The 22,051-nt window shown below is 34.1% G+C and carries 22 protein-coding genes; 11 read left to right on the forward strand and 11 right to left on the reverse strand.

The annotated features are described in order from the left end of the window. Positions 1-120 precede the first annotated feature (120 nt). The 4 genes from DBX24_RS01115 to DBX24_RS01130 form a co-directional block, all read right to left on the reverse strand. Positions 121-1,365 (reverse strand): DUF1015 domain-containing protein, encoded by a 1,245-nt coding sequence (locus tag DBX24_RS01115; protein WP_160223702.1) that lies wholly within the window; start codon positions 1,363-1,365, stop codon positions 121-123. A gap of 6 nt (positions 1,366-1,371) precedes the next feature. After that, positions 1,372-2,328 carry a D-2-hydroxyacid dehydrogenase gene (locus DBX24_RS01120; protein WP_120488712.1) on the reverse strand — a complete coding sequence of 319 codons (957 nt, stop codon included), beginning with the start codon at positions 2,326-2,328 and terminating at the stop codon, positions 1,372-1,374. A 58-nt stretch (positions 2,329-2,386) separates the two neighbouring features. Next, positions 2,387-3,445 carry a 3-phosphoserine/phosphohydroxythreonine transaminase gene (gene serC / locus DBX24_RS01125; protein WP_120488711.1) on the reverse strand — a complete coding sequence of 353 codons (1,059 nt, stop codon included), beginning with the start codon at positions 3,443-3,445 and terminating at the stop codon, positions 2,387-2,389. Between the two features lie 100 nt (positions 3,446-3,545). Beyond that, entirely contained in the window at positions 3,546-3,899 is a 354-nt protein-coding gene (locus DBX24_RS01130; protein ID WP_160223703.1) for a 4Fe-4S binding protein, read from the reverse strand. Positions 3,900-3,967: 68 nt separating this feature from the next. Between DBX24_RS01130 and DBX24_RS01135 the strand changes: the two genes are divergently transcribed. Together DBX24_RS01135 and pyrF are read left to right on the forward strand one after the other, a co-directional pair. Beyond that, positions 3,968-5,008, forward strand: coding sequence for an acyl-CoA reductase (locus DBX24_RS01135; RefSeq protein WP_160223704.1), 1,041 nt, complete (start codon positions 3,968-3,970; stop codon positions 5,006-5,008). Between the two features lie 38 nt (positions 5,009-5,046). Continuing rightward, the gene (pyrF, locus tag DBX24_RS01140; protein WP_120488708.1) at positions 5,047-6,405 is read left to right on the forward strand and encodes an orotidine-5'-phosphate decarboxylase; all 1,359 of its coding nucleotides are present in this window, start codon (positions 5,047-5,049) and stop codon (positions 6,403-6,405) included. Positions 6,406-6,463: 58 nt separating this feature from the next. On the opposite strand, the gene DBX24_RS01145 is transcribed toward pyrF, so the two are convergent. From DBX24_RS01145 to DBX24_RS01160, 4 genes are all read right to left on the reverse strand, one after another. Further along, complete coding sequence (locus DBX24_RS01145; RefSeq protein WP_160223705.1) at positions 6,464-6,625, reverse strand: hypothetical protein; 162 nt, start codon at positions 6,623-6,625, stop codon at positions 6,464-6,466. A gap of 136 nt (positions 6,626-6,761) precedes the next feature. Continuing rightward, on the reverse strand, positions 6,762-8,021 hold the full coding sequence (locus DBX24_RS01150; RefSeq protein ID WP_160223706.1) for a site-specific integrase: 1,260 nt from the start codon (positions 8,019-8,021) through the stop codon (positions 6,762-6,764). Positions 8,022-8,025: 4 nt separating this feature from the next. Then, entirely contained in the window at positions 8,026-8,652 is a 627-nt protein-coding gene (locus tag DBX24_RS01155; protein WP_160223707.1) for a hypothetical protein, read from the reverse strand. Beyond that, on the reverse strand, positions 8,649-9,062 hold the full coding sequence (locus DBX24_RS01160) for a site-specific integrase (RefSeq protein ID WP_160223708.1): 414 nt from the start codon (positions 9,060-9,062) through the stop codon (positions 8,649-8,651). Before DBX24_RS01160 ends, DBX24_RS01155 begins: the two co-directional genes overlap by 4 nt. A 345-nt stretch (positions 9,063-9,407) precedes the next feature. On the opposite strand from DBX24_RS01160, the gene DBX24_RS01165 reads away from it, so the two are divergent. The 9 genes from DBX24_RS01165 to DBX24_RS01205 all read left to right on the forward strand — a co-directional run bounded on the left by DBX24_RS01165 (position 9,408) and on the right by DBX24_RS01205 (position 14,555). Further along, on the forward strand, positions 9,408-9,635 hold the full coding sequence (locus DBX24_RS01165) for a hypothetical protein (RefSeq protein WP_160223709.1): 228 nt from the start codon (positions 9,408-9,410) through the stop codon (positions 9,633-9,635). Further along, complete coding sequence (locus DBX24_RS01170; RefSeq protein ID WP_160223710.1) at positions 9,632-10,228, forward strand: antA/AntB antirepressor family protein; 597 nt, start codon at positions 9,632-9,634, stop codon at positions 10,226-10,228. The genes DBX24_RS01165 and DBX24_RS01170 overlap by 4 nt, the downstream gene beginning before the upstream one ends. A gap of 3 nt (positions 10,229-10,231) precedes the next feature. Further along, positions 10,232-10,516 carry a DUF3853 family protein gene (locus tag DBX24_RS01175; protein WP_160223711.1) on the forward strand — a complete coding sequence of 95 codons (285 nt, stop codon included), beginning with the start codon at positions 10,232-10,234 and terminating at the stop codon, positions 10,514-10,516. 6 nt (positions 10,517-10,522) lie between these two features. Then, the gene (locus DBX24_RS01180; protein ID WP_160223712.1) at positions 10,523-10,786 is read left to right on the forward strand and encodes a DUF3853 family protein; all 264 of its coding nucleotides are present in this window, start codon (positions 10,523-10,525) and stop codon (positions 10,784-10,786) included. After that, entirely contained in the window at positions 10,783-11,502 is a 720-nt protein-coding gene (locus DBX24_RS01185) for a transcriptional regulator (protein ID WP_160223713.1), read from the forward strand. The genes DBX24_RS01180 and DBX24_RS01185 overlap by 4 nt, the downstream gene beginning before the upstream one ends. After that, positions 11,495-12,811 carry a replicative DNA helicase gene (locus tag DBX24_RS01190; RefSeq protein WP_160223714.1) on the forward strand — a complete coding sequence of 439 codons (1,317 nt, stop codon included), beginning with the start codon at positions 11,495-11,497 and terminating at the stop codon, positions 12,809-12,811. The genes DBX24_RS01185 and DBX24_RS01190 overlap by 8 nt, the downstream gene beginning before the upstream one ends. Before the next feature lie 10 nt (positions 12,812-12,821). After that, positions 12,822-13,028 carry a hypothetical protein gene (locus DBX24_RS01195; RefSeq protein ID WP_160223715.1) on the forward strand — a complete coding sequence of 69 codons (207 nt, stop codon included), beginning with the start codon at positions 12,822-12,824 and terminating at the stop codon, positions 13,026-13,028. Positions 13,029-13,110: 82 nt separating this feature from the next. Then, positions 13,111-13,668, forward strand: coding sequence for a hypothetical protein (locus DBX24_RS01200; protein WP_160223716.1), 558 nt, complete (start codon positions 13,111-13,113; stop codon positions 13,666-13,668). 206 nt (positions 13,669-13,874) lie between these two features. Next, positions 13,875-14,555 carry a TraX family protein gene (locus DBX24_RS01205; RefSeq protein WP_160223717.1) on the forward strand — a complete coding sequence of 227 codons (681 nt, stop codon included), beginning with the start codon at positions 13,875-13,877 and terminating at the stop codon, positions 14,553-14,555. Positions 14,556-14,952: 397 nt separating this feature from the next. Here the strand turns inward: DBX24_RS01205 and DBX24_RS01210 are convergent, their stop codons facing one another. The 3 genes from DBX24_RS01210 to DBX24_RS01220 form a co-directional block, all read right to left on the reverse strand. Beyond that, positions 14,953-15,804: a zeta toxin family protein gene (locus DBX24_RS01210; RefSeq protein ID WP_160223718.1), complete on the reverse strand. Its 852-nt coding sequence runs from the start codon at positions 15,802-15,804 to the stop codon at positions 14,953-14,955. Then, positions 15,791-16,036, reverse strand: a complete 246-nt coding sequence (locus DBX24_RS01215; RefSeq protein ID WP_160223719.1) for a hypothetical protein — start codon at positions 16,034-16,036, stop codon at positions 15,791-15,793. The genes DBX24_RS01210 and DBX24_RS01215 overlap by 14 nt, the downstream gene beginning before the upstream one ends. A 73-nt stretch (positions 16,037-16,109) precedes the next feature. Next, positions 16,110-22,046, reverse strand: coding sequence for a DUF8464 domain-containing protein (locus DBX24_RS01220; protein WP_160223720.1), 5,937 nt, complete (start codon positions 22,044-22,046; stop codon positions 16,110-16,112). Positions 22,047-22,051: the final 5 nt, after the last annotated feature.

Below are 22,051 nucleotides of genomic sequence, written 5' to 3' on the forward strand. Positions count from 1 at the left end.
AATGATAAAATGGTTTCGGGCGCCCCGCAGGGGCGCCCGAAACATTTTTCAGAAGAGGAAAATAAAAGTACCTGCTATGGTTGCTCGCCACGCTGTGACTGCCTCACCTGCTAAGGTGTGCTACGGCTTCATATCATACATTACGAGGGCTGTCATTAGTTTAGGCTCTATGAGGGTACATTTGGGAGGCATTTTAATATCCTTATCGGAAATCTTTACAAGGTCATTAAAACTGATAGGATAGACTCCGAATGCCGCTACATAATCTCCTGAATCTACTTTTTCTTTGAGTGAGATAATGCCCTCTATAGTAGAATTCCCTTTTAGATAGTCTATATTATCGCTTTCGGATTCTATTTCAATTCCTAAAATATCATTAAAAATATACTTCTCGAGGAAGAAATGGTCTAAGTCATTCGCGTCTTTATGGGCTTTTCTTAAATCGTGCTTTACATGGAGGCTGTAAAACTTGCCGTCTAAATAAAGGCTCAAATGAAACTTTTGAGACGGGAAGTAAGGTGTATCTCCTTTCTCGTGGATGGAGAATGAAGTCTCTAACTTTTTTAGGAAATCTTCTGGTGAAAGTCCATTTAATGATTTGAGGAGACGATTGTAATCGTGAATTCTTATGGACTCTTTTGAAACGATATAGCTGTATACGAAGTTATGAGGCTCTGTTCCGAGAGGTCTTTTGCATTTTGCATTGAGCTTGTCAGCATTCATTGCTGCGGAGCCTATTCTATGGTGCCCATCGCCTATATAAAAGGAATCAATCTGCTCGAGGACTTCTTTAATCTGCTGCATTTTGAGGCGATTGTCTATCTTCCAGATTTTATGCCTCGTTCCCTGTTCGGAAACAAAGTTGATAATCGGAATGGTCTTCTCCTCCTTATCCATAAAGAGCTCCACTTTGGTATTGGTTTTATAGGTGAGGAGTACAGGCTCTGCCTGCATACAGACTTTTTCAAGGTAGTGGGTGAGCCTCTCCTTTCGTGCTTTTATGGTCGCTTCGTGCTTTTTAATTTTTCCATTTTTGAAATCCTCTACACTCACTAAGCCGAGCAAACCTCTATACACGGTTTTATCTGGCATTGTTTGTTGGTAAAGATAGTAGCAAGCATCGTCTTGTACTAATTTTTTCTCGGCAACAAGCTCTTCAAATGAGTTTCTAATCTTCCTAAGATTACGATCTACATCTTTAGATTTACTTGCAATAAATGGCTTTACCATTTGAGCATAGGTATCCTGCTCTTGAATTTTTCTGTTAATTTCATCTGGGGTAAAGCTGTCTAGCGGTCTCGTAGGAAACTTCTCTACATAATCTGCTTCTGGTCTAATCCCGCGAAAAGGCTTAAATGTAGGCATCTCTTATTATTTCTGCTTTAATTTTACAATCTGCTCTGCTAATTCTATCCCTATTTTCTTTTGTGCATCTATGGTACTGCCTCCTAAGTGGGGAGAGAGTGAAAGTGCTGGGTTCATCAATAGATTAAGCTCTGGTGAAGGCTCATTTTCATAAACATCTAATGCCGCTCCTGCAACTTTACCTTCATCTATAAAATCTAATAACAGGGCTTCATTAATTACTCCTCCTCTCGCTGTATTTACAATGAATACACCGTCTTTCATCTTCTCAAGCTCTGGCTCATCTATAATATAGCCCTCTGTTTTCGGAGTATTAATCGTGATAAAATCTGCCTCTGGAAGGAGGTCATCAAGGTTATCGGTTGGATGAATAGTAAAATCTACTTTCTGACCATCAAAAAAGTTAAGGCTAATGACCTCAGGAGTGGGTTTAGAAGTTACGGCTTTTATCTTCATACCAAGAGCTATGGCTATCTTTGCTACCTCTTTACCGATATTTCCAAAACCGATAATACCTAATGTTTTACCTTGTAATTCTACAGCTCCTGCATAGGATTTTTTGAGGATATTAAACTGTGTATCTCCCTCAAGAGGCATAATCCTGTTAGACTCGTGCAAAAAACGAGCGAGGGAAAAGAAGTGCGCAAAAACCAGCTCTGCAACAGAACGAGAAGACGCCTTCGGGGTATTGATTACTGTTATGCCTTTTGCTCTGGCATAATCTACATCTATATTGTCCATACCTACGCCGCCTCTACCTATTATTTTTAACTGTGGGCAAGCATCTATAAGCTCTTTTCTCACTTTGGTAGCGCTTCTTACCAGTAAGACATCTATCTTATTTTCATTTATAAAATGGGCTAAATGCTCTTGGGAAACTCTTGTTTCTACCAGCTCTATCCCTGCATTTTGCAAAATATTTTTACCTTCTTCCGAAATACCGTCGTTTGCTAAAACTTTCATTATCTTAAAAAAATTTAATCTTTAGATTTCAGATTTTGAATTTAATTAAATCTATTATCTAAAAAGACTTCATTACATCAACCAACACCTGTACGCTTTCTATTGGCAGGGCATTGTAGAGGCTTGCTCTGTACCCACCAACACTTCTGTGCCCATTGAGACCATTTATTCCTGCTTCTTTCCAAGCATTATCAAATGCTTCTTTCTTAGTTTCATCTGTAATGGTAAAGGAAACATTCATCAGTGAGCGGTCTTCCTTTTCGCACAAGCCTTCAAATAGTGGATTTCTATCAATTTCCTCATAAAGGAGATAAGCTTTTGCTCTATTTCTTTGCTCAGCCGCTTCTATTCCACCATTTCTCACCAACCATTGAAGATTCAAAAGCGAGGTATAGATAGAAAATACAGGCGGTGTATTCAGCATAGATTCTTTACTGATATGTGCTTGGTAGTCAAAATAAGTTGGGATATTTCCTCTTCCTGTTTTCCCTAAAAGTTCTTTTTTTAGTACAACCATTGTAGCACCTGCTGGACCAATATTTTTCTGCATACCCGCATAGATAAGTCCAAATTTTGAGAAATCTACTTTACGAGAAAAAATATCCGAGCTCATATCGCATACTATCGGTACGGAGGTCTCTGGAAAGTCTTTCATCTGAGTTCCATAAATTGTATTATTAGAAGTACAGTGAAAATAGTCAGATGAAGAATCTATCGTATAATTTTTAGGGATATAAGTATAATTTTTATCCTTAGAAGAGGCTATTACCTCTACATTCCCTACTTTTTTAGCTTCTTTTATCGCCCCTGATGCCCAAGTTCCTGTATCAAGATAGCTAGCTTTCCCGTTTATGCTGAGCAAATTATATGGGAGCATTGCAAATTGAAGGCTTGCCCCGCCTTGTAGGAAGAGTACTTCATAATCATCGCCTATATTCATCAGCTGTTTTACCAATGCTCTTGCTTCCTCTATTACGGCTACAAAATCTTTACTTCTGTGAGAGATTTCAAGAATGGAAAGCCCCGAACCATTAAAATCAATCACCGCTTCGGAAGCCTTTTGAAAAACTTCCTGTGGCAAAATACTGGGACCCGCACTGAAATTATGTTTTTTCATTATTTATATTATTATTTAAAACACAAAAAGCAATAAACCTAATTGAGATTTATGCTTTTCAGATATTTTCTTATTATTTCCTTTGAGCATTCATAAATATTTATTCTTCCCCGTGTAGGAATGCTTTTTTAGCTAAGAGCTGCTCTTCTGTTTCTACATTATCCTCATCGGGTACGCAACAATCTACTGGGCATACCGCAGCACATTGAGGCTCTTCGTGGAAGCCGATACACTCGGTACATTTATCGGTTACTATAAAGTAAAAATCATCACTTACGGGAGGTTGTGGTTCATCTGCATCTATAGATAAACCTGAGGGCATTACGATTGCGCCTTTTAATGATGTTCCATCAGATGCCTTCCAGTCCACTGCTCCTTCATATATTGCATTATTGGGGCATTCTGGCTCGCAGGCACCACAGTTTATGCAATCATCTGTTATCTTAATAGCCATAATGCTAATATTTTTATTTTATTATTTTTGTGCAAAATTAGTAAAATTCAGATAATCTAAATCCAGCGATGAAGCGACAATTATATATTTCGGGACTTTCTAAATTAGGCGATTATATAAAAGATTTTTTAGCTAATGACCCTCTTCAACAAAATGAAAAATTCTCTGATTTCAACAGTATTATTAGAAAATCTGAAATAGACAATCCTTGGTTTACAGAAGAAAATCAAAAATATGCGCTCAATGAGTGGGCAACGCTTTTAAATGAGGAAAACCTCAGCGAGTGGCTACAAGATTATCGCTTTTCTGAAACGCCTAAAAAAATAGGTCTTGTACTGGCTGGGAATATCCCTTTGGTAGGTTTTCACGATGTTATTTGTACTATTCTTAGTGGGAATATTGCTGTTATTAAACCCTCATCTAAGGATAAAATAATGATTCCTTTCCTGCTGAAAAAGTGGAATGAATTTTCTAAACCGCTCCCCATTCCTTTTGAAATCGTAGAAAAGCTAACGGATTACGATGCCGTTATCGCTACTGGGAGCAATAATACCGCAAGATATTTGGAATATTACTTCAAAAACAGCCTGAGCCTTATCCGAAAAAACCGAACCTCAGTAGCTGTACTCTCTGGTGAGGAGACCGATGAAGAAATCAGAGCCCTTGCCAATGATATTTTTAGATATTTCGGTTTAGGATGCAGAAATGTAACCCGACTTTTCATTCCAAAAAACTTCGGTTTAGAGAGGCTGTTTGAGAATTTTATGGATTTCCAAGAGGTGATTCATCATCATAAGTATGCGAATAATTACGACTATAACCGAGCGATATATTTGCTCAACCAAGAGAAGTTCTGGGATAATAATTTCGTTCTTCTAAAAGAGGACGAAAAGCTCTTCTCCCCTCTTGCAGTGCTTCATTTCAGCAGATATGAGCAGACTGACGAAGTCCATCAATTCATCAAAGAAAACGAAGAAAACATCCAATGTATAGTGGCTCAGCCTCAGCTCGGGATTTCCAATAGCATAAATATGGGCAATGCACAAAAGCCTAGCCTTAGCACTTATGCCGATAATGTAGATACGATGAGGTTTCTGGAAGCCATCTAACCGATAAAAAAATTTAATACAATAAATCTAAAAAAGTAATGGAAACAAAACGCGAATTCTTCCTTGAATGCTACAAACTCGGCATTATCAAGTTTGGCAGGTTTACGCTAAAAAGCGGTATAGAAAGCCCCTTTTATGTAGATTTAAGACCTTTGGCATCAGACCCAAAAATCCTAAAACACTTGGCCGATTATCTCTTGGAAATGCTCCCTTTGGATAATTTTGACCTCATCTGTGGCGTACCCTATGCGGCTCTTCCAATGGCTACAGCAATGTCTTTGGAAAGCTACATCCCGCTCATCATAAAAAGGAAAGAAGCAAAAACCTACGGCACGAAAAAACTCATCGAGGGGATATTCAAAAAGGGGCAAAACTGCCTGTTAGTAGAAGATGTCATCACCTCTGGGAAATCCCTCATAGAAACCATAGCCGAAGTAGAGCAGGAGGACTTAAAAGTATCCGACATCGTTGTCGTGCTCGATAGACAGCAGGGCGGTAAAGAGCTCCTCGAAAGCAAAGGCTTCCGCGTACATACCTTATTTAATATAATGGAAGTTTGCGAAATCCTTCGAACCGAAAATATGCTCGATACTGAAGAAATCAAAAGAATTACCGACTTCCTTGCGGGCAATAAAATCCATTTCGAGAAAGAGAGAAAACTCCCCTACGAAGAAAAATTAAAGCTCACAAGCCACCCAAGCGCAAGGAAAATCTTAGAAATAGCCCTTAAAAAGAAAACCAACCTCATCGCTTCGGCAGATGTAACCACCACTGCAGAGCTATTAAACCTTGCCGAAAAAGTAGGCCCGCATATCGCAGCCCTAAAGACGCATATAGACATCATTACCGATTTTGATTTTGATAAAACCATCCTCCCCCTCCGCGACCTTGCCGAGAAACACAATTTCTTACTAATGGAGGACAGGAAATTTGCCGATATCGGGAGTACGCAAGAGATGCAGTATTCGTACGGACTATATAAAATCTCCTCGTGGGCAGACCTCATTACTTCTCAGGTTATCGGTGGGTATCGGTCGCTGGATTACTTCCTTAATTCTGGCGTGGTCGCCATCCTCAGTATGTCTTCCGAAGGCTGTTTGACCGACTCCAACTACTTCCAAGAGGCGCTAAAAGTAGCGGAAACGCATCCCAATGTAATCGGTGGCGTCTCTCAGAAATCGATCGGGAAATCCCTCCTCCTCTTCACGCCTGGCGTCAATCTCTCTGCAAAAGGCGATGGTAAAGGTCAGCAATACAACACCCCCGATTATGTTTTTAATTCCCTACACACCGATTTCATCATCGTGGGGCGAGGCATTTATAAAGCCCCTGATACAGAAAAAGCCGCATTAGAATACAAAATCGCAGGCTGGGAAGCCTATCTTAAAAGTATTTAAAGCTTACTGAAATTTTATATTCTAATAAAAAACACTCAAAATGAGTGTTTTTATTTTTTTAAGCGGGAACATTCTTTTTTACTCTCTCAAGGGCGAGGGGGACTGTTGAAAAATATTTGTTAACTTTTGTTAATCTTACTACTTTTCTTAAAAAAGAAACCTCTTGAAATTCAAGAGGTACTATACTATTTAGCGGAGAGAGAGGGATTTGCGTATTCATATCATAAAATATTAAAAATTATCAAATTATTGAAAATCAATGATTAATATTTTTTTCATCTATATAAAATTATCATAAACTATCATAGACTATCCCTATTTTAGTCCCTGTTTTTTTAGATGAGGGACTTAATATTTTATAGTGAATTAAAACGCTCCATTGCATTGATTTTAGTTTCATCTGCAATATCAATATAGGGTTTCATTGCTTTGTAATCACTATGTCCAGTCCACTTCATTACTACTTGTGGTGGAATTCCCAATGATAATGCATTACAAATAAAGGTTCTTCTTCCTGCGTGAGTGCCGATTAAAGCATACTTTGGGATAATAGTATCAATCCGTTGATTTCCTTTATATTGAGTTTCTCGGATAGGCTCATCTATTCCTGCTAATTCCATTAGTTCTTTTAGATACTCATTCATTTTTTGATTAGTAATCACAGGTAAAGCAAGTCCTTTATCAAAGACCTTATCTTTATATTTGTCAATAATTTCCCTGCTATGATTATTAAGTTCTATAATAAGACTATCTGTAGTTTTTATTGTTGTTATCTCTATGGTATTTCCTTTGATGTCAGATTTTTTAAGATTTGATACATCAGAATATCTCAATCCTGTAAAACATAAAAAAAGAAATACATCACGAACTCTTTCTAAATATTCTTTTTGTGGAGGAAGAGTAAAGTTTTTTACTTGGGTTAATTCCTTCTGATTAAGAAAAATAATCTTTTTTTGGGTAGTTTTAAGTTTTGGTCTAAAATCTTCAAAAACATTACTTTGTAAGTAATCTCTTTTTTTACACCAGCGTAAGAACCATCTTAAAAAAGAGAATTGTTTGAGAATGGTAGAGTTTTTAAGGTCAAGCGTATTTTGTAAAAAGTATTGATAATCAATTAACTTTTCTTCTGTAATATCAGAAAAAGAAATATTTTTGTCAAAATCAATAAGATGTCTTTTTTGAGTTTCCATTTTCTCATAAGTGGCTATTGTCCATTGATTTTTCTTACCTTCATCTTTGGTAAATAGGTCATAAACATCAAAAAATGTTATTTCTTTATCAGACTTCGTTTCTTTACCTATTTCTTTGTTAAAAATCTCTCTAAATTCATCAGCAGTAGGTGTTTTATCTTCTGCATAGAATTTTGCAAATACATTCTCACAGGTCTGCTCATATTCTTGAATTTTACGATTGATGATACTTGCAGATACTTTTTTCTTGCCGTGAGTCGTGTTGATTTTACATCTTTGGGTGTCCTTACTCCACTTGTCTATATCTACTCTATACCCAACATTAAATGCTACGATAATCCCATTCCATTTTATTCTATATCGGAGTTTTGCAGATGGATTATCTTTTTCTTTGTCCAATAAAAATTGTGCGTGGTATTTTATCATATTATTAAAGTTTAAGTTCTAATATAATGCCTTCTGTTTTTTCTACTTCTTCTTGTGAATAAGTTTTGGTAAGTATCAATTTATCATCTGCATAGATATTGATAGTTTTATTCAGATGGGCAGGATTGGAATAGTCAAAATCTTTTCTATAAGTAAATACTCTGAAAACACTTGATAAAATAGGTGCAGAGGTTTCATATATTTCTACTTCTTTGAGTAGTAAATTAGGGTTATCCTCTGGACTTAAATAACTTTGAGAGACCATAATGCTGTGCTTGTATAAATTTCCTCCATAGCCATCTTTCCAATTTGTCTCATCAGATGTTTTATCTACGATAATCTCGGGAGTGTTTTCGGAGTATTTCAAGATAGGAGAAAAATCATTGTTATTTACTTTTATAAAATCCAATGATAAGTACTGTACAAATTTATTATACTCTCCATTGTTAATAACCTCAATCCTAATTTTTTTCTCATATTTTGATAAACATTTTTTAACACTCTCTATTGGAGGTTTTTTAATAGAAAATATATCACTATATAAATTTATGATGTTATCACAATTATCTTTCTTTTGTGCTACGGTAAAAGCAGAAAAGAGTAAAAATATGGGCAAAAATGCTGTTTTCATAATTCTTTTTTTTGTAAAATTTCTAATAGTATGTTCACTTGTTCTTGACTTGTTTTTAATCTATCATTTAGTTCTTTCTGTATTTCTAAATTTCCTTTTTGGACTTCCAGCATATTGGAAAAATCATTATGAGAAATAATCACATTTCCTTCTACATTTCCACTAATATTGCTATTGATACTTCCGTTTCCTTTCGCTATTTGAGTCAATTCCCTTATCATATCTCCCTCTCCCGTGAGAAGCCATCTCTCATTTAATTGAGGATATACCTTTAATATTTTTTGTAGGCTTTTTAAGTTGATACCATCTCCTAAATTGTTGATAAACGAAGGGGATAAGCCTACATTTTGAGCAAATTTATTTTGTCCTATCTTCAAATACTCTAAAAATTTAATCAATCGTTCTTTCATTTGTATATAATTTTATTATTGTAAATCAATATGTTAATGTATTTGTATTTATTTTTATAAAACAAATTATAATTTTTTATATAAAAATTTATATAATTGCAGTGTTTTTTATATAAATTTATAAACAAAAATGGCGTAAAAAAGTAAAAAAACGCTTGTATTTATATAAAATAATATATAATAAGGTTAAAATTTATTTGCAAATATAAGTAAAAATAAAATACAAAATGAAATACAAAATGAAAAAATATATAATTTTATTAAAAAGTGTTTATAAATATAAATTATCATTAAAAAAATAAATTATCATATATAAATTTATATAAATATAAAATAAGATGCAAAATGAAAATTAGTCAAGTAATTATTGAAAAAATTAAAACGGATAACGAGTTTAGTATAGAGTTAGCCAAAGTAATGAAGGTTCAACAGCAATCTGTAATTGGTTTGGCAAGGAGAAATAGTAGTAAACTATCTTTATATCAAGCCGTTTTATTCTACAAAGAAAAGGGGTATTCAGAAGAGCAGATTTTTGAAAAAGAAAATCAATTATCCAAAACAAGTGTGAAATGAAGCCTATAATCAAAACCATAGAACATAATGGGATTTCTTCTGTTTCTGCAAGAGATTTACATCAGTTCTTGGGTGTAAAGACCCATTTCAAAGATTGGATAAAAAGGAGAATTGAGGATTATGGATTTGTTGAAAATCAAGACTTTGAGGTTTCGCTCATTTTTGAGCAAAACTCCAAAGGTGGTCGCCCTACAAAGGAATATATTCTGTCTATGGATATGGCAAAAGAACTCTCAATGATAGAAAAGAGTGATAAAGGAAAACAGGCGAGATTATATTTCATAGCGTGTGAGAAAAGATTAAGAGAAAAAGACCCCAATTTTTATGCTATTGAAGTTTCATCAGAAAGGATTGCAGAAAGAAGAAAAATTTTGCATAAACAATTTGTGGAGGAACTCCGTAATCATTTTTACAGAGGAGACCTAAAAACAATTTCCGAAACATATAATCTCCCCTACAATAGAGTAATTAGAGTGATGAATGGAACTTGCTTTGACAATAATATCATTGATATTTTATATGAAAAAGCAATGAGTAATAAGTATGCATTAGAATGTAAAATGGAAGTAATGATAACGGAGTTAAATTCCTAAAAAATGAATATAGATAGAGATACACCTATATGGCAACTTACTCTTGGAGAGTTTATACACGCATTGAAAAATGCTAATGAACCTCCAAAAACCGAACAAGAGCCTGTTAGAGAAAATAAAGAATATGTTCACGGCATCAGTGGATTGGCACGATTGATAGGTTGTTCTACTTCTCACGCCGCAAGGTTGAAAGGTCAAGGAATATTTGATGAAGCCATTATCCAAAGAGGCAGAAAAATCATTATTGATAAGGAAAAGGCGTTGGAATTATTTAATAATAAAAAATAAAAGACTATGAAAATAAATCCAAATACACAATTACTACACCTTACCGTAGCAGAGTATATGGAACTTCTTAAAATGATAAAATCAGAGGAGAAAGTATATGTGTATGGATTAAAAGGTTTGGCAAACATATTAGGGTGTTCCAGAGCAACGGCTTCAAAAATAAAAAGTTCAGGTATCATAGATGAAGCCATTGCACAGGTAGGAAATGTTATTGTGATAGATAAATTCAAAGTTCTTGAACTAATAGCCGTAAAAGAAAATGAGAAATGAATTATACGGAGTTAATAAGCAAATTTTGGAGTATCAATGAAAAAACTCCACTTGGGGCATCTGCTGTTGCTTTATACCTATTCCTATTGGAGGAATGGAGAAAAAACAATGGAGAAAATTTTTCTATCTCTGATGGCTTGATAAGTCAAAAGTTATCGCTCACAAGACCTACTATTGTTGCGATGAAATCCAAGTTAAGAAATATTGGCTTAATTCAATATCATACTAAAAATGGTATGCCTTGTATTTATAGAATTATTTCTGATTTTTCTTTTCTGCAAGAACCTATTACAAAGCAAGAACCTGTAAAAAATGATGTAGGGTCACAGAAATTAACAGAAGAAAATATTGTCAAAGTAGTAGAAAAGAAATCAATAGACAAAATACCTGTTGAAATAGTAGAACAATCTGCTGTAATAGAAATACCATCTACACCGCCACCCGTTCGTGAGAATATAGATATACCATCATTACAAGAATTTATGGATTTTGCAAAAACATTGGAAGCCTATGATGAGAGTATGGACTTTGCCATAAAATCCAAATATGAAAGTTGGGTAGATGCTGGGTGGAAAAATGGATTAGGAATGCCTCTTATAAAGTGGCAAAACAATCTGAAAAATACGATACCACATCTAAGAACAAACAGAAAGCCAAATTTATCCATAAATAAAATACCTACTATAAACCGCCCAAAAACAACTTACAATGAATAGTAATATTGATACAGAAAAAATAGTATTAGGCACACTCATTGGTTTTCCTAATCTGTATCCAAAACTCAAAAGTAAATTATCTGTCAATCTTTTTACAGAGCCAATCCATCAAATTATATTTGAGACCATTGATAGCCTTTGGCAGAAAAATAAGCCCATAGATATGGTTTTGCTCTCCAAAGAATTTGCAATGATAGGGAAACAGGAATTGGATAAATATGTGGTTGATTTAGTTGTTGGTATTTCTTCTCCTGCAAACATAGAATATTATGTGATGATTTTGGTGGAACTCTCCATAAAAAGAGATTTTGTCCATAAATTCACGATGCTAACCAATATGGCAAAACAGGAGGAACAAGATATATTTCTCCTCCGAGATAAAGCCTTTGAGTTCTTTGATAATCTTTTCATAGACAAATTCATTGAAGCTAATAAACAGCATACGGCTTTCCCCGAATTGGTGCAGAAAGTAGAAGAAAAATTTAGCAAAATTACCAATGGCGAGTTAGGAGGAATTACAGGTGTGGCGAGTTCGCTGGATATTATCAATAAGGCATTTGGTGGGTGGCAAAATTCAGACCTTACCATTATAGCAGGAAGACCAGGTATGGGGAAAACGGCATTCATCGTTCAGCAGATTGTAGATATTGCTCGGCAAGGTAAGGCGGTGGGGGTGTTTTCATTGGAAATGTCTGCGGAGCAAATCACAGCGAGAATTATTACAAATTATACTAATATTAGAAATTCATCCATTCTTCGTAAAGGCTTAAATCAAGAGGAATTACAGCAATATTGGAATTGCAAAGATGAGATGATAAAAATGAATATTCATATTGATGATACCCCAGCACTTTCTATCCAAGACATCAGATTAAAGGCAAAAATGATGAAAATTAGACACGATATTAAAGTGCTATTTGTGGATTATCTCCAACTTGCTACTCACGAAAAATCTAAAACAAGAGAGCAAGAAATTAGCAAAATATCACAAGGTTTGAAATCCATAGCCAAAGAATTGGATATTCCTGTAATTGTTCTATCCCAACTTTCTCGGGAAGTGGAAAAACGACCTAATAAACGCCCTCAATTATCAGATTTAAGAGACTCGGGGAGCATTGAACAAGATGCTGATGAAGTGATTTTTCTCTACCGCCCCGAATATTACAATATTGAGTTATGGGCTGAATATAATAACGAGCCTACGGCTAATGAAATAGAAATCATTATTGCCAAGAACCGACACGGAGGACTACTTCCCGAAAGATGTAAAGTCAATTTAGCGACATCAAGTTTTTACAATTTTAATTAACCATACAGAAATGAATACAGAAGAAATAAGAAAAGAAATAAGAAGCCAAAAGATATTACTTGGCATTAGTCTATTTGCAACTGCATACCTCATTTATTTTGGAATGAACAACCCCAAATGGATTTATTATTGTGCTGTGGCTGGGGCTTATCTTTTAACCAAAAGTGTAAACTACGGAGTAAAATGGTATAGCAACGAAAAATCATTGAGAAAATGATATAGATTTTAGAAGTAATATTAACTCTTATTTAGTAATAAAAATGAACTCTTTTATATTTATCTTATTATGTTTTTCTATAATGATACTTGCTCTTGTATTTGGTCTTATATTTCCGAGAATTGTAAAAAACTCTTTTATACGATTTTTTATAGTAGCAGGGATTATGTTTCTTGCTCCTGCAATTATAGAATATAAAATGGAAGATAGAGATAGTAGAAAATATGAATTATTACAAACATCTATCCCGATTTATTCATTGAAGCCTACAAATAGGATTACAGGAGATTTTACATTAGGTTTTGGAAGCATAAATAATACGGATTACTATATCTTTTTAGTAAAAAGGAATGATGGGTTTATTCGTAGAGAAGTTCCAATTAATGAAACTTTAATCATTGAGAAAGATGCCCACCCAAGTATTATTACAAATAGTATAGTAAAAATAAGATACTTTAATCGTATCAATGGCAGACAAGAAAAAAGAGATACATTAGATTATAATTCCAAAGGAAATGAAATTGTTCAGCCTATAAAAAATGAAATTATTGAGCCGATAAAAAAAGACTTGGGATATAAGTATATTATCACTATTCCCAAAGGTAGTATAATGGAAAATCAAGTTTATCAAGTTTTATAAAATGAAAATAGTAAGGATTTTTATCATTGGAAGTTTATTTCTGATTATCAGCAATATCATAAATCATTTATTGGGCTTGATTAGTATTGAGAGTAAATTATGGAACATAGTAAGATTTACATTTTGTATATCAATAACTTATGTTTTGGTTAGTATCATAGATAAAAAATGTAGAGTGTTGATTTTGAAAGAAAAAAATAGAACGAATGAAAAATCTTAATAATTTCCATCTCAAAATCATTGCCTTAATCACAATGATTATTGACCATTTGGGAATAATGTTTTTTGAGGAATATTTTATATTGAAAATTATAGGTAGAATATCCTTTATTCTCTACGCATTTATGCTGGTAGAAGGGTATTTTCACACTAAAAATATTCATAGGTATTTAGGTAAATTATTCCTTTGGGCATTGATTTCAGAAATTCCCTTTGATTTGGCGAATTATGGTGTGCTTTTTAATTTTGGTCATCAGAATATTTTTTGGACACTTTTTCTTTCTGCATTAGGCATTCATTGGCTGGAAAAGAACAAAGAACTTGGCTTGAAAATCCTTATTTGTTTAGTGATTTTATTTTTGGCTTTGATTTTTAGAGTTGATTATAGCATTTATGGAGTGAGTATAATTTTTTGGTTCTATTACTTCAAAAAAGAGAGATTATTACCTTCGTTTTTGCACGAAGCCCCTTTTTCAAATCCTATTTCAATTTCAAGTTTATTAGCCACATTTCTCTTGAATATATATCAAGGATTTGCGATTTTAGGGCTTATTCCGATATACTTTTACAATGGTCAACAAGGTAAAAAAACAGGCAATATTTATTACTCATTCTATGCGGTTCATCTTGGGATTTTCGCTTTTATAAAACATTTAATTATCAATTAAACCTTTATTATAAAATGAAAAATTTTGTTATGAAATACAAAAAGAAATTTCAATATTTTGTGTTAGCGGTATTTCTTATTTTATGGGTTATTTTAGTATATTTGATATACGAATATTTACCTTTGAGATTTGGACTTTGGAGATAAATTTTTAATTTTGTAAAAAATATCTTTATGAAAGAATTTTTGACAATACTTCCGTTCATATTACTTATTCCTATAACATATTTATATAGTAGGGTAATATATAGAATAGAAAACTCTAATCTAAAATATAGAAATCAATTAGCAATAAGCATCCAAGTATTATCAATTCTTATTTTAATAGGAATATTATTATATATTAGAAAAGGATAATCTTTGTGAAAAATCCCTAACCAAAAAAGTTAGGGATTTTTTTATCTTCTAAAACCTCGCTTTTCTTCTTGTTTTAGATTGAGGTCTTTGAGTTTTTGTAGAATATCACTTACATTAGATTTCAAATTATCGGAAATTTGGCTTAAAGTATTTTCACCTCGTTCTATGAGTTTAGCAATATTTTCTTTTCTCTGCAACTGAATTTCCCTTGCATCAGTAATATAATTTGATGGTAAATCATCAATATTCCATTTACCACTTTCCAGCGAAAAAGTCTCAATATGCTTTTCGGCTTGGTAGGAATAAATATGAATTTTATCTACCGCTTTTTCTCTATACAATAAGTCTAATGACTCTAAAATTCCATTTACTGCGGAATTATGCGACTCAATTTCTGCCAAACGCCCCCAACCTTGAAAATTAATTTCTTCTTGGTAGCGATTGTATAAACCCAATTCCGTAAAAATAGCAGGTGCAGAAATAGCAAGAACTTCCACACGATAGCCATTTTCTTTGAACATTTTGGCAGTATTAAACGGCACTTGTGGATTTCGCATTGTTCCTTCCACCATAATATTGTATTTATTTTCTATGGCTTCTCGGATAAGATTTTCCGTAAAAACATTGGAAAAAATCTGTGTTTCTTTGGAATAAGAAAGAGGATTGTTGATTAACTCTTGCCTATTGGGGTGGAATTCTCTGTAAATATCGCCATTAACGAAAAGAATATTATTATTGGAAAATTTGCTTGTAAATTCTTTGGCTAATTTACTTTTTCCCGATGCGGGTTGTCCTCCCAAAATAAAAGCCAAAGGATTTTCTTGTGGTGTTAAATCCTCCAATAAATCTTTGCGTTCTTGATTGTAAATCTCAACTACTTTATGCAAATCCATTGAGGCGTTTTATTAGTGGGCTGTAATAATTTACTACTTTATCCATTACTGAACTTTTTTTATATACATCTGCCCCATAGAGCATTCTTTCTTCTTCTAAAAAAGTTCTAATTTGGAACTCTAACTTTTCTATTTCAGTGGGATTATTTGTCGCATTTTTCTCTTTTATTGCTCTTACTTTTAGTGAGCCAACAATCTGTAATGCAGTGTCTAAACTAATTGGATATTCCATATTTTCTGTGTGATTTTATTTCTGCAAAGATAAGAAAAAATAAGGAATTTTGCTCCTTCTTTTTGTATAAAATTTATCTTCTAAATCCTCTTGGCTTATCCTGTTTCAGTGTCTGTTGAGTAGAAATATTTTCTTTTTCTGCCATTTTCTTCTCCTTTTCTTCATTAGAACTGAGTTTGAAAAAAGTTTTGTTCTCTTCCGCTCTTTCCCTAACAAAATCCACAGGATTATAATTTTTGAGTTTATCTTCTTTTTCTTCTTGATATTGCGTGATTAATTTTTCTCTTAATACAGGAAGTTCATTATAAATTTTGTTATCCAATTCAGCAATTTTTGTTTCGGTTTGTTCTTTTTTAGTTTGAAATGCCTTTATATCCATTCCTTTTTCAATAAATTTCTTTTCCCGTTGTTTCAAAGCCTCCTCATATAAAGGTAATTGCTCTTTTGCTTCCGAAAATTTTTCTTCCCAATACGGCACATCTTTTTCCCATTTTTCTTTCGCTTCATTTAATTGGTTTTGATAGTATTCCAAATTACTTTTCACATATTTTAATCCTTGATATTCCTTACTTGCTACATAATCTTCAAACTTTCTTGATAAGAAAACTAATTCAGATTTAAGCCGTGTTTTTTCACTATCATAACGATTTCTCATTACATCAATTTCTATATCGGCTCTCACGCTGGGGTCTGTGATAATCGCTGTTTTGAGTTCGCTGGTATCCACATCAGAAACATCAATGATATTCGCTCCTTTCTTCATCGCCTCCATATACCGAGCCTGTTTCGCCTGTAATTTTTGGAGCATAAAAACATCTATGCTATCATTGGTCAGCATAAAATTGATACGCACATTTTCCCATTGGTTGCCCTGTCTCCACGCTCTACCTTCCGTTTGGCGAAGCGAAGTAAAATTATACGGCAAACTCAAAAGATACATATCACTTGTCTTTTTCTGCAAGTTCATACCTTCCTGTATGGCTTCTGAACCAATCACGATTTTAATCTTTCCCTCATTAAATTTCTCTTGAATATCTAATCTTTGATTTTTGCTGGTTGCTCCCGTGATAATCCCCACTTCATCGGATTTATATCCTACTTCACTGACCAAATATTCTTTCAATTTTGGAAACTCTGCCACACCTAATTCCGAGTAAATAATCTGACCTGCATTGGGCTGGTCTTTTTTATTTTGGGAAATTAAGTCCATAGTCGTTTTTAGTTTCGGCGAGTTTTCTATAAACTCTTTGGTTGTAGGTTCTTCTCCATCATAATCTTTGGCTAAATACGGCGACATTGCTATCAATCTTGCATTGAGAATATGAGTTAAAATTGCCCCTTTTTTACTCTCATTAAAACTTTTATTCAGTCTTTCATAAGCCTCTTTGGTCAAGTCATTTTGCTCAATTTTATATTCTTTATTGATACGATTTGGGCGTTTAAGTTCGGGATTATCTTCTTCGCCTTTAATATCAATAAACTCGCCTAAAAGTTGCTGGAATAAGGCATTGTTCTTAAATCGCCTTACATTGGTTTTATACTTAATATCGCCTTTGGCATCAATCTCCATATCATTATCGGCTTCCATAAAAGTTTCAAAAAATGTATTGACATTGAAATAACCGCTTTTTTCCAATCTATCGTTGGCAATGAGCGACAAAATAGAGTAATATTCCAAAGGTTTGTTCGTGAAAGGCGTTGCAGAAAGAAGATTAACATTTCGCCCATCGTTCTGCTCTTGAATGTATTGAGAGGCTACCCAAGTATTCATTCCCAGCAAAGAAGTGGCTTGATTTTGATTTCTAAAATCCGAAGCGTATTTTCTGTCATCAATCCTTACTTTTCCTACGATATGATTAGCATTGTGGGCTTCATCAAAGGTCAAATGGTCAAATCCAAAATCTTCCCAATCATAGAGTTTTCCCCTACGCATTTTACCTTCTGTTTCTTGCTGTTGCTGGATTTCTTTTTGTATGTCTCGTTCTGAAAATTTTAAGGTTTTGGTTTCATTTTCAGAAATATAAGAAAATTTGTTGGCTAAGTCTTGGGTAACGGTTCTGGAAAATCCAATATTATTAAATCCTTCATAAGTCACGAGCGATATTTCCCCATCTTTATTATCAAATTTAGACAAATCAATATTTTTTCCTAAATTGCCTAAAACATTGACTTTGGCATTAGGAATAGTCTCATAAATAGTCTCTACCCATTGTTTTAAGATGCTATCATTAGGCACGACAATTAAAGGGCGTTTAGCATTGCCTCGCTCCATTGCTTCGTGCATAGATAAAACCCCCGAGAGCGTTTTTCCAAAACCTACTTCGTGAGCCAAAAGCCCTACGCCTTTGGTAGTCAGTCGCCCAATTCCTGCTTTCTGAACTTCGGTCAGTTCCAATGGTCTGCCTTTGAAATTCTTGTGAATATTGGAAAATAAAGGAAATTCTTTGTAATTAGGAATATGAATATTATTATGTTTTCTATTAAACTCATCTACAAATCTTGTTTTGGTATCATTATCTAATTCTTCACGCAAGAATTTGTTAAACAAATCATTCCCGACTTCTTTTCTTCGCTCACGGATAAGTGCATTATAATCCTTATCTTTTCCTGTAACCTGTTTATTATCTACATAAGCACGAACTTCCCAACTGCTGGAGTTTCCAAAGGCTTCACTTGGTAATGTATAAAGAAAATTTTTGAACTTTTCAGCCAAAGTTTCTTCTACCACTTTCATTTTATTTTCATAAATAGGAGTTGGATTTCTACCTCCATAATTCCAACCTGTTTGTTCCTGCACCATTTTCTCCACTTCTCCCACCACGAACTGATGCACAAACTCTTGATTAGGCGACACGATAATATCCTCTAATTCTTTTTTCTGTGGTAAAACTTTCTCTAAAAGGGCTTTTTGTTTGGCATATTGTTCTTGTGAAATATCATCTTTATCTTGCTCCAATGTCTCTAATTTCTCATAAATATCGCCTTCCGCATAATAGAAATCGTGGATATAATCGCCTTTGTAGTAATTAGCAAATTCTTGATATTTCTCGGGGTTATTCATTACACCATCATAGTGCGTATTTCTGAACGCTTCTACCTGTCTATCCGTGATATTGGGACTATTTTGCAGACCTGTGGCAATAATTTCATCTTCTTTCTGAAATTGATACTTTAATATGCCCTTTTTAATCTCGGGAGAGGACTGAATGGTATATTCTTTTTCATTGGTTTTGATTTTTTTATTCAGTCTTTCCAATTTATCGGAAATGTCTTTTATTCGCTCTTTATCAAAGTTTTGTGGAGTATTTTCTATTTCACGATAAATCCCGTTATACTTTTCAATCTCATTGATGATAACAGGGCTTTTGAACTTAATATTGTGAAGCCTATTTAAGGTGTCTTCTATATTTTTTTGCAGTTCTTGGGGTAGATTTTCATCTATTTCTTTTGGCTGTTGTTCAGAGATTTTTTCTTCTGCAATCGGCTCTACAATATCAAATAAATTAAGTTGTATTGCCTGTTGATTTTTTTGAGTTTCTTGCTTTGTTCTTAACTGCTCAATCAATGATAAAGCACTATCCAAATCGCCTTTTACATAATCTTCTAATTTTCCAAATCGGTTGGTTTTCTGCCCAATTTCTCCTAAAACTCGGTTAGGATTTTGCTCAAAATAATTAGAAATATCTTTTATTTCTGCATTGGAATTCTTTTTTAGAATGATAATATCTGTGCCGACATCAGTTGCCTTAAACACACCATTAGGCAAACGATATGCCTCTGTTAATTCTGCATTTTTAAGATTGTTTTGTCGGTTGAGCCAACCGCTGGGAACAACCATAGCAAGAGTTCCGCCCTCATTCATCAAGTCAAGGGAACGCTTGATAAAATAGTCTTCATAACGAGCGATTTTAGGCTCTTCGCCCAAACCTTTGTAAAGTCCCCTGTGCTGTCCGTAGGGTGGATTACCGATGACCAAATCGTATTTTGGGGCAAAGTCTTTTTTCTGCCCATTATCTGTGATAAATTCCGTTTCAAAGGAACGAAGATTTACATTGGTGTTCGGATTAAGAATTTTGGAAATTTTAGCGGTGGTTTCGTTGATTTCAAAGGTAGTAATATCTGTTTTTGAGTTAAGATTATTCAATGCTGAAAGGAAATTGCCAGTGCCGACACTTGGTTCTAACACCTTTATTTCTTTCTGTCCTTTGAAATGGTCTTTGATGAGATTTCCAACGGCTTGGACTAATCTTTCATCAGTATAATATTCATCTAAAATACCTCGCCCCTCTTTGGCTATTCCGCCACTTTTGTATTGAGAAACGAGGTTTTTAATATCATCTGTAATTTCAATATTGGGATTAAGATGAATGGTTTTATCTTCCGAAACTTCGGTAAGAGCATTTACCAATTTTGCAATTTGCTCATTGGTCGATTTTTGTCCTTTTAAGTTTTGGACAAGTTCTAAAACGGAAGGTTCTCCAACTGCATTGACATCTCCCAAGCCATTCTCTTGATTGCTGGGGTTTCCGTTTCGTTCTGCCAAATTTTGTCTAACTCCTCCAAATTCCCTGCCTTGAAGAGTTGTTTCAGTTCTATCGATCGGCGATTGTGCATTTCCACTGCTTCCAGTTGGCTGTAATCCTCGTTTTCCCAAACGCTCTGACTCTCGTGAGCCAAGTCCATTTCCAACATTGTGGCTGTCCAAAGTTTTTGGCTCTCGGTCGGCATTTCCGTGCTGGGATTGGCTTGTTTGGTCAAGGTTTCTATCGTTTGAGATAGTTTCTCCTCGTTCCACTGACTGAGGATTGGATATTCCTGCGGATTGTTCAATATTTCTCTCATTTTCAACTAATTTTTTGGTGTTATTTTCTTGGGTAAAGATACGACTTTTTTCTGATATTTCAATCTTTTTTTCATCTAAATTATAAACTTCATAATGATTGAAAAAATCTCTAAAACTTGGAACTTGAAAACTATGGACTTTGGACAAAAAAGGCAAATAATCCTTTCTTAAACCTATGGATTTATCATCTACACTATGGATATAATATTCATCTTCTGTGGCTTTGGATCGGACTTTCATTCCTTTTTGTAAGATAATATCTTGGGGCAGTTGCCTATTTTTCAGATAGTCATTGAGGTCGTTAATATTACTTTGACCTATGCCATACCTCCATCTCAAATCTTGGATATGATGCTGGGGCATAGATGTGATAATTTTGTTAGTGGCTTCTGTTCCTGCCTTATCTCCATCTAAAAGGAGTGAGATTTTTCCTTTATAATCCTTAAATTCTTCTGCAAATTTATCTACATTAACCACAGAATTTAGCACTACCAAAGTAGATTTATTTTCTTGATTATTTAGTTTTTGGAGTTGCAGAAAGGAAAGCATATCAGTCATTCCCTCAAAGACAAAAACATTTTTCCCCTTGTCCTTATTGACAATGGTAAGGTCATTTTTCCCAAGTTTCGTTTTCATCATTGGGTTGCGGATTTCGTAGCCCTTTGACTGATTTTCCAGCCCAATTCCGAAATACTTTTTACCGCCTACTTGGTAATGCACTTGCTTAGTGTAAACCTCCAATACTTCTTTGGAAATGCCCCTTTCATTAAAATAAGCAATAAGTTTATCATTATTTGGAGGCGTAATTTGGGTAATAGAGGGAGCAGAATTAGTTTCATTGACTTTATTTTCTTTAATTCTTTTTATTTCTGCAATATCTTCTGGAATGTAAGTGTTGGAAAAATCTTTGAGGAAATCCATTGCTTCTTTCCAAGATTTATTCTCCAAAGTCATTACGGCTTTGATGAGTTTTCCACCTTCGCCTGTTTTGAAATCATAAAATCCTGTTTCATTAACCGAAAATTTATTTTCATCGGTTCGGAAATAGTAATCTCGCCCAGACTTTCGCTCAAAATTAACTTTTCCCTGTTTGGCTAAATGCTGGAAATAATCTAAAACAGAAACATTTTCTATAATTTTTCTTAAATCTTCTTCGGTATATCTCATTGGAT

It is taken from the genome of Bergeyella cardium (genome assembly GCF_009914665.1).
GTDB lineage: Bacteria > Bacteroidota > Bacteroidia > Flavobacteriales > Weeksellaceae > Bergeyella_A > Bergeyella_A cardium.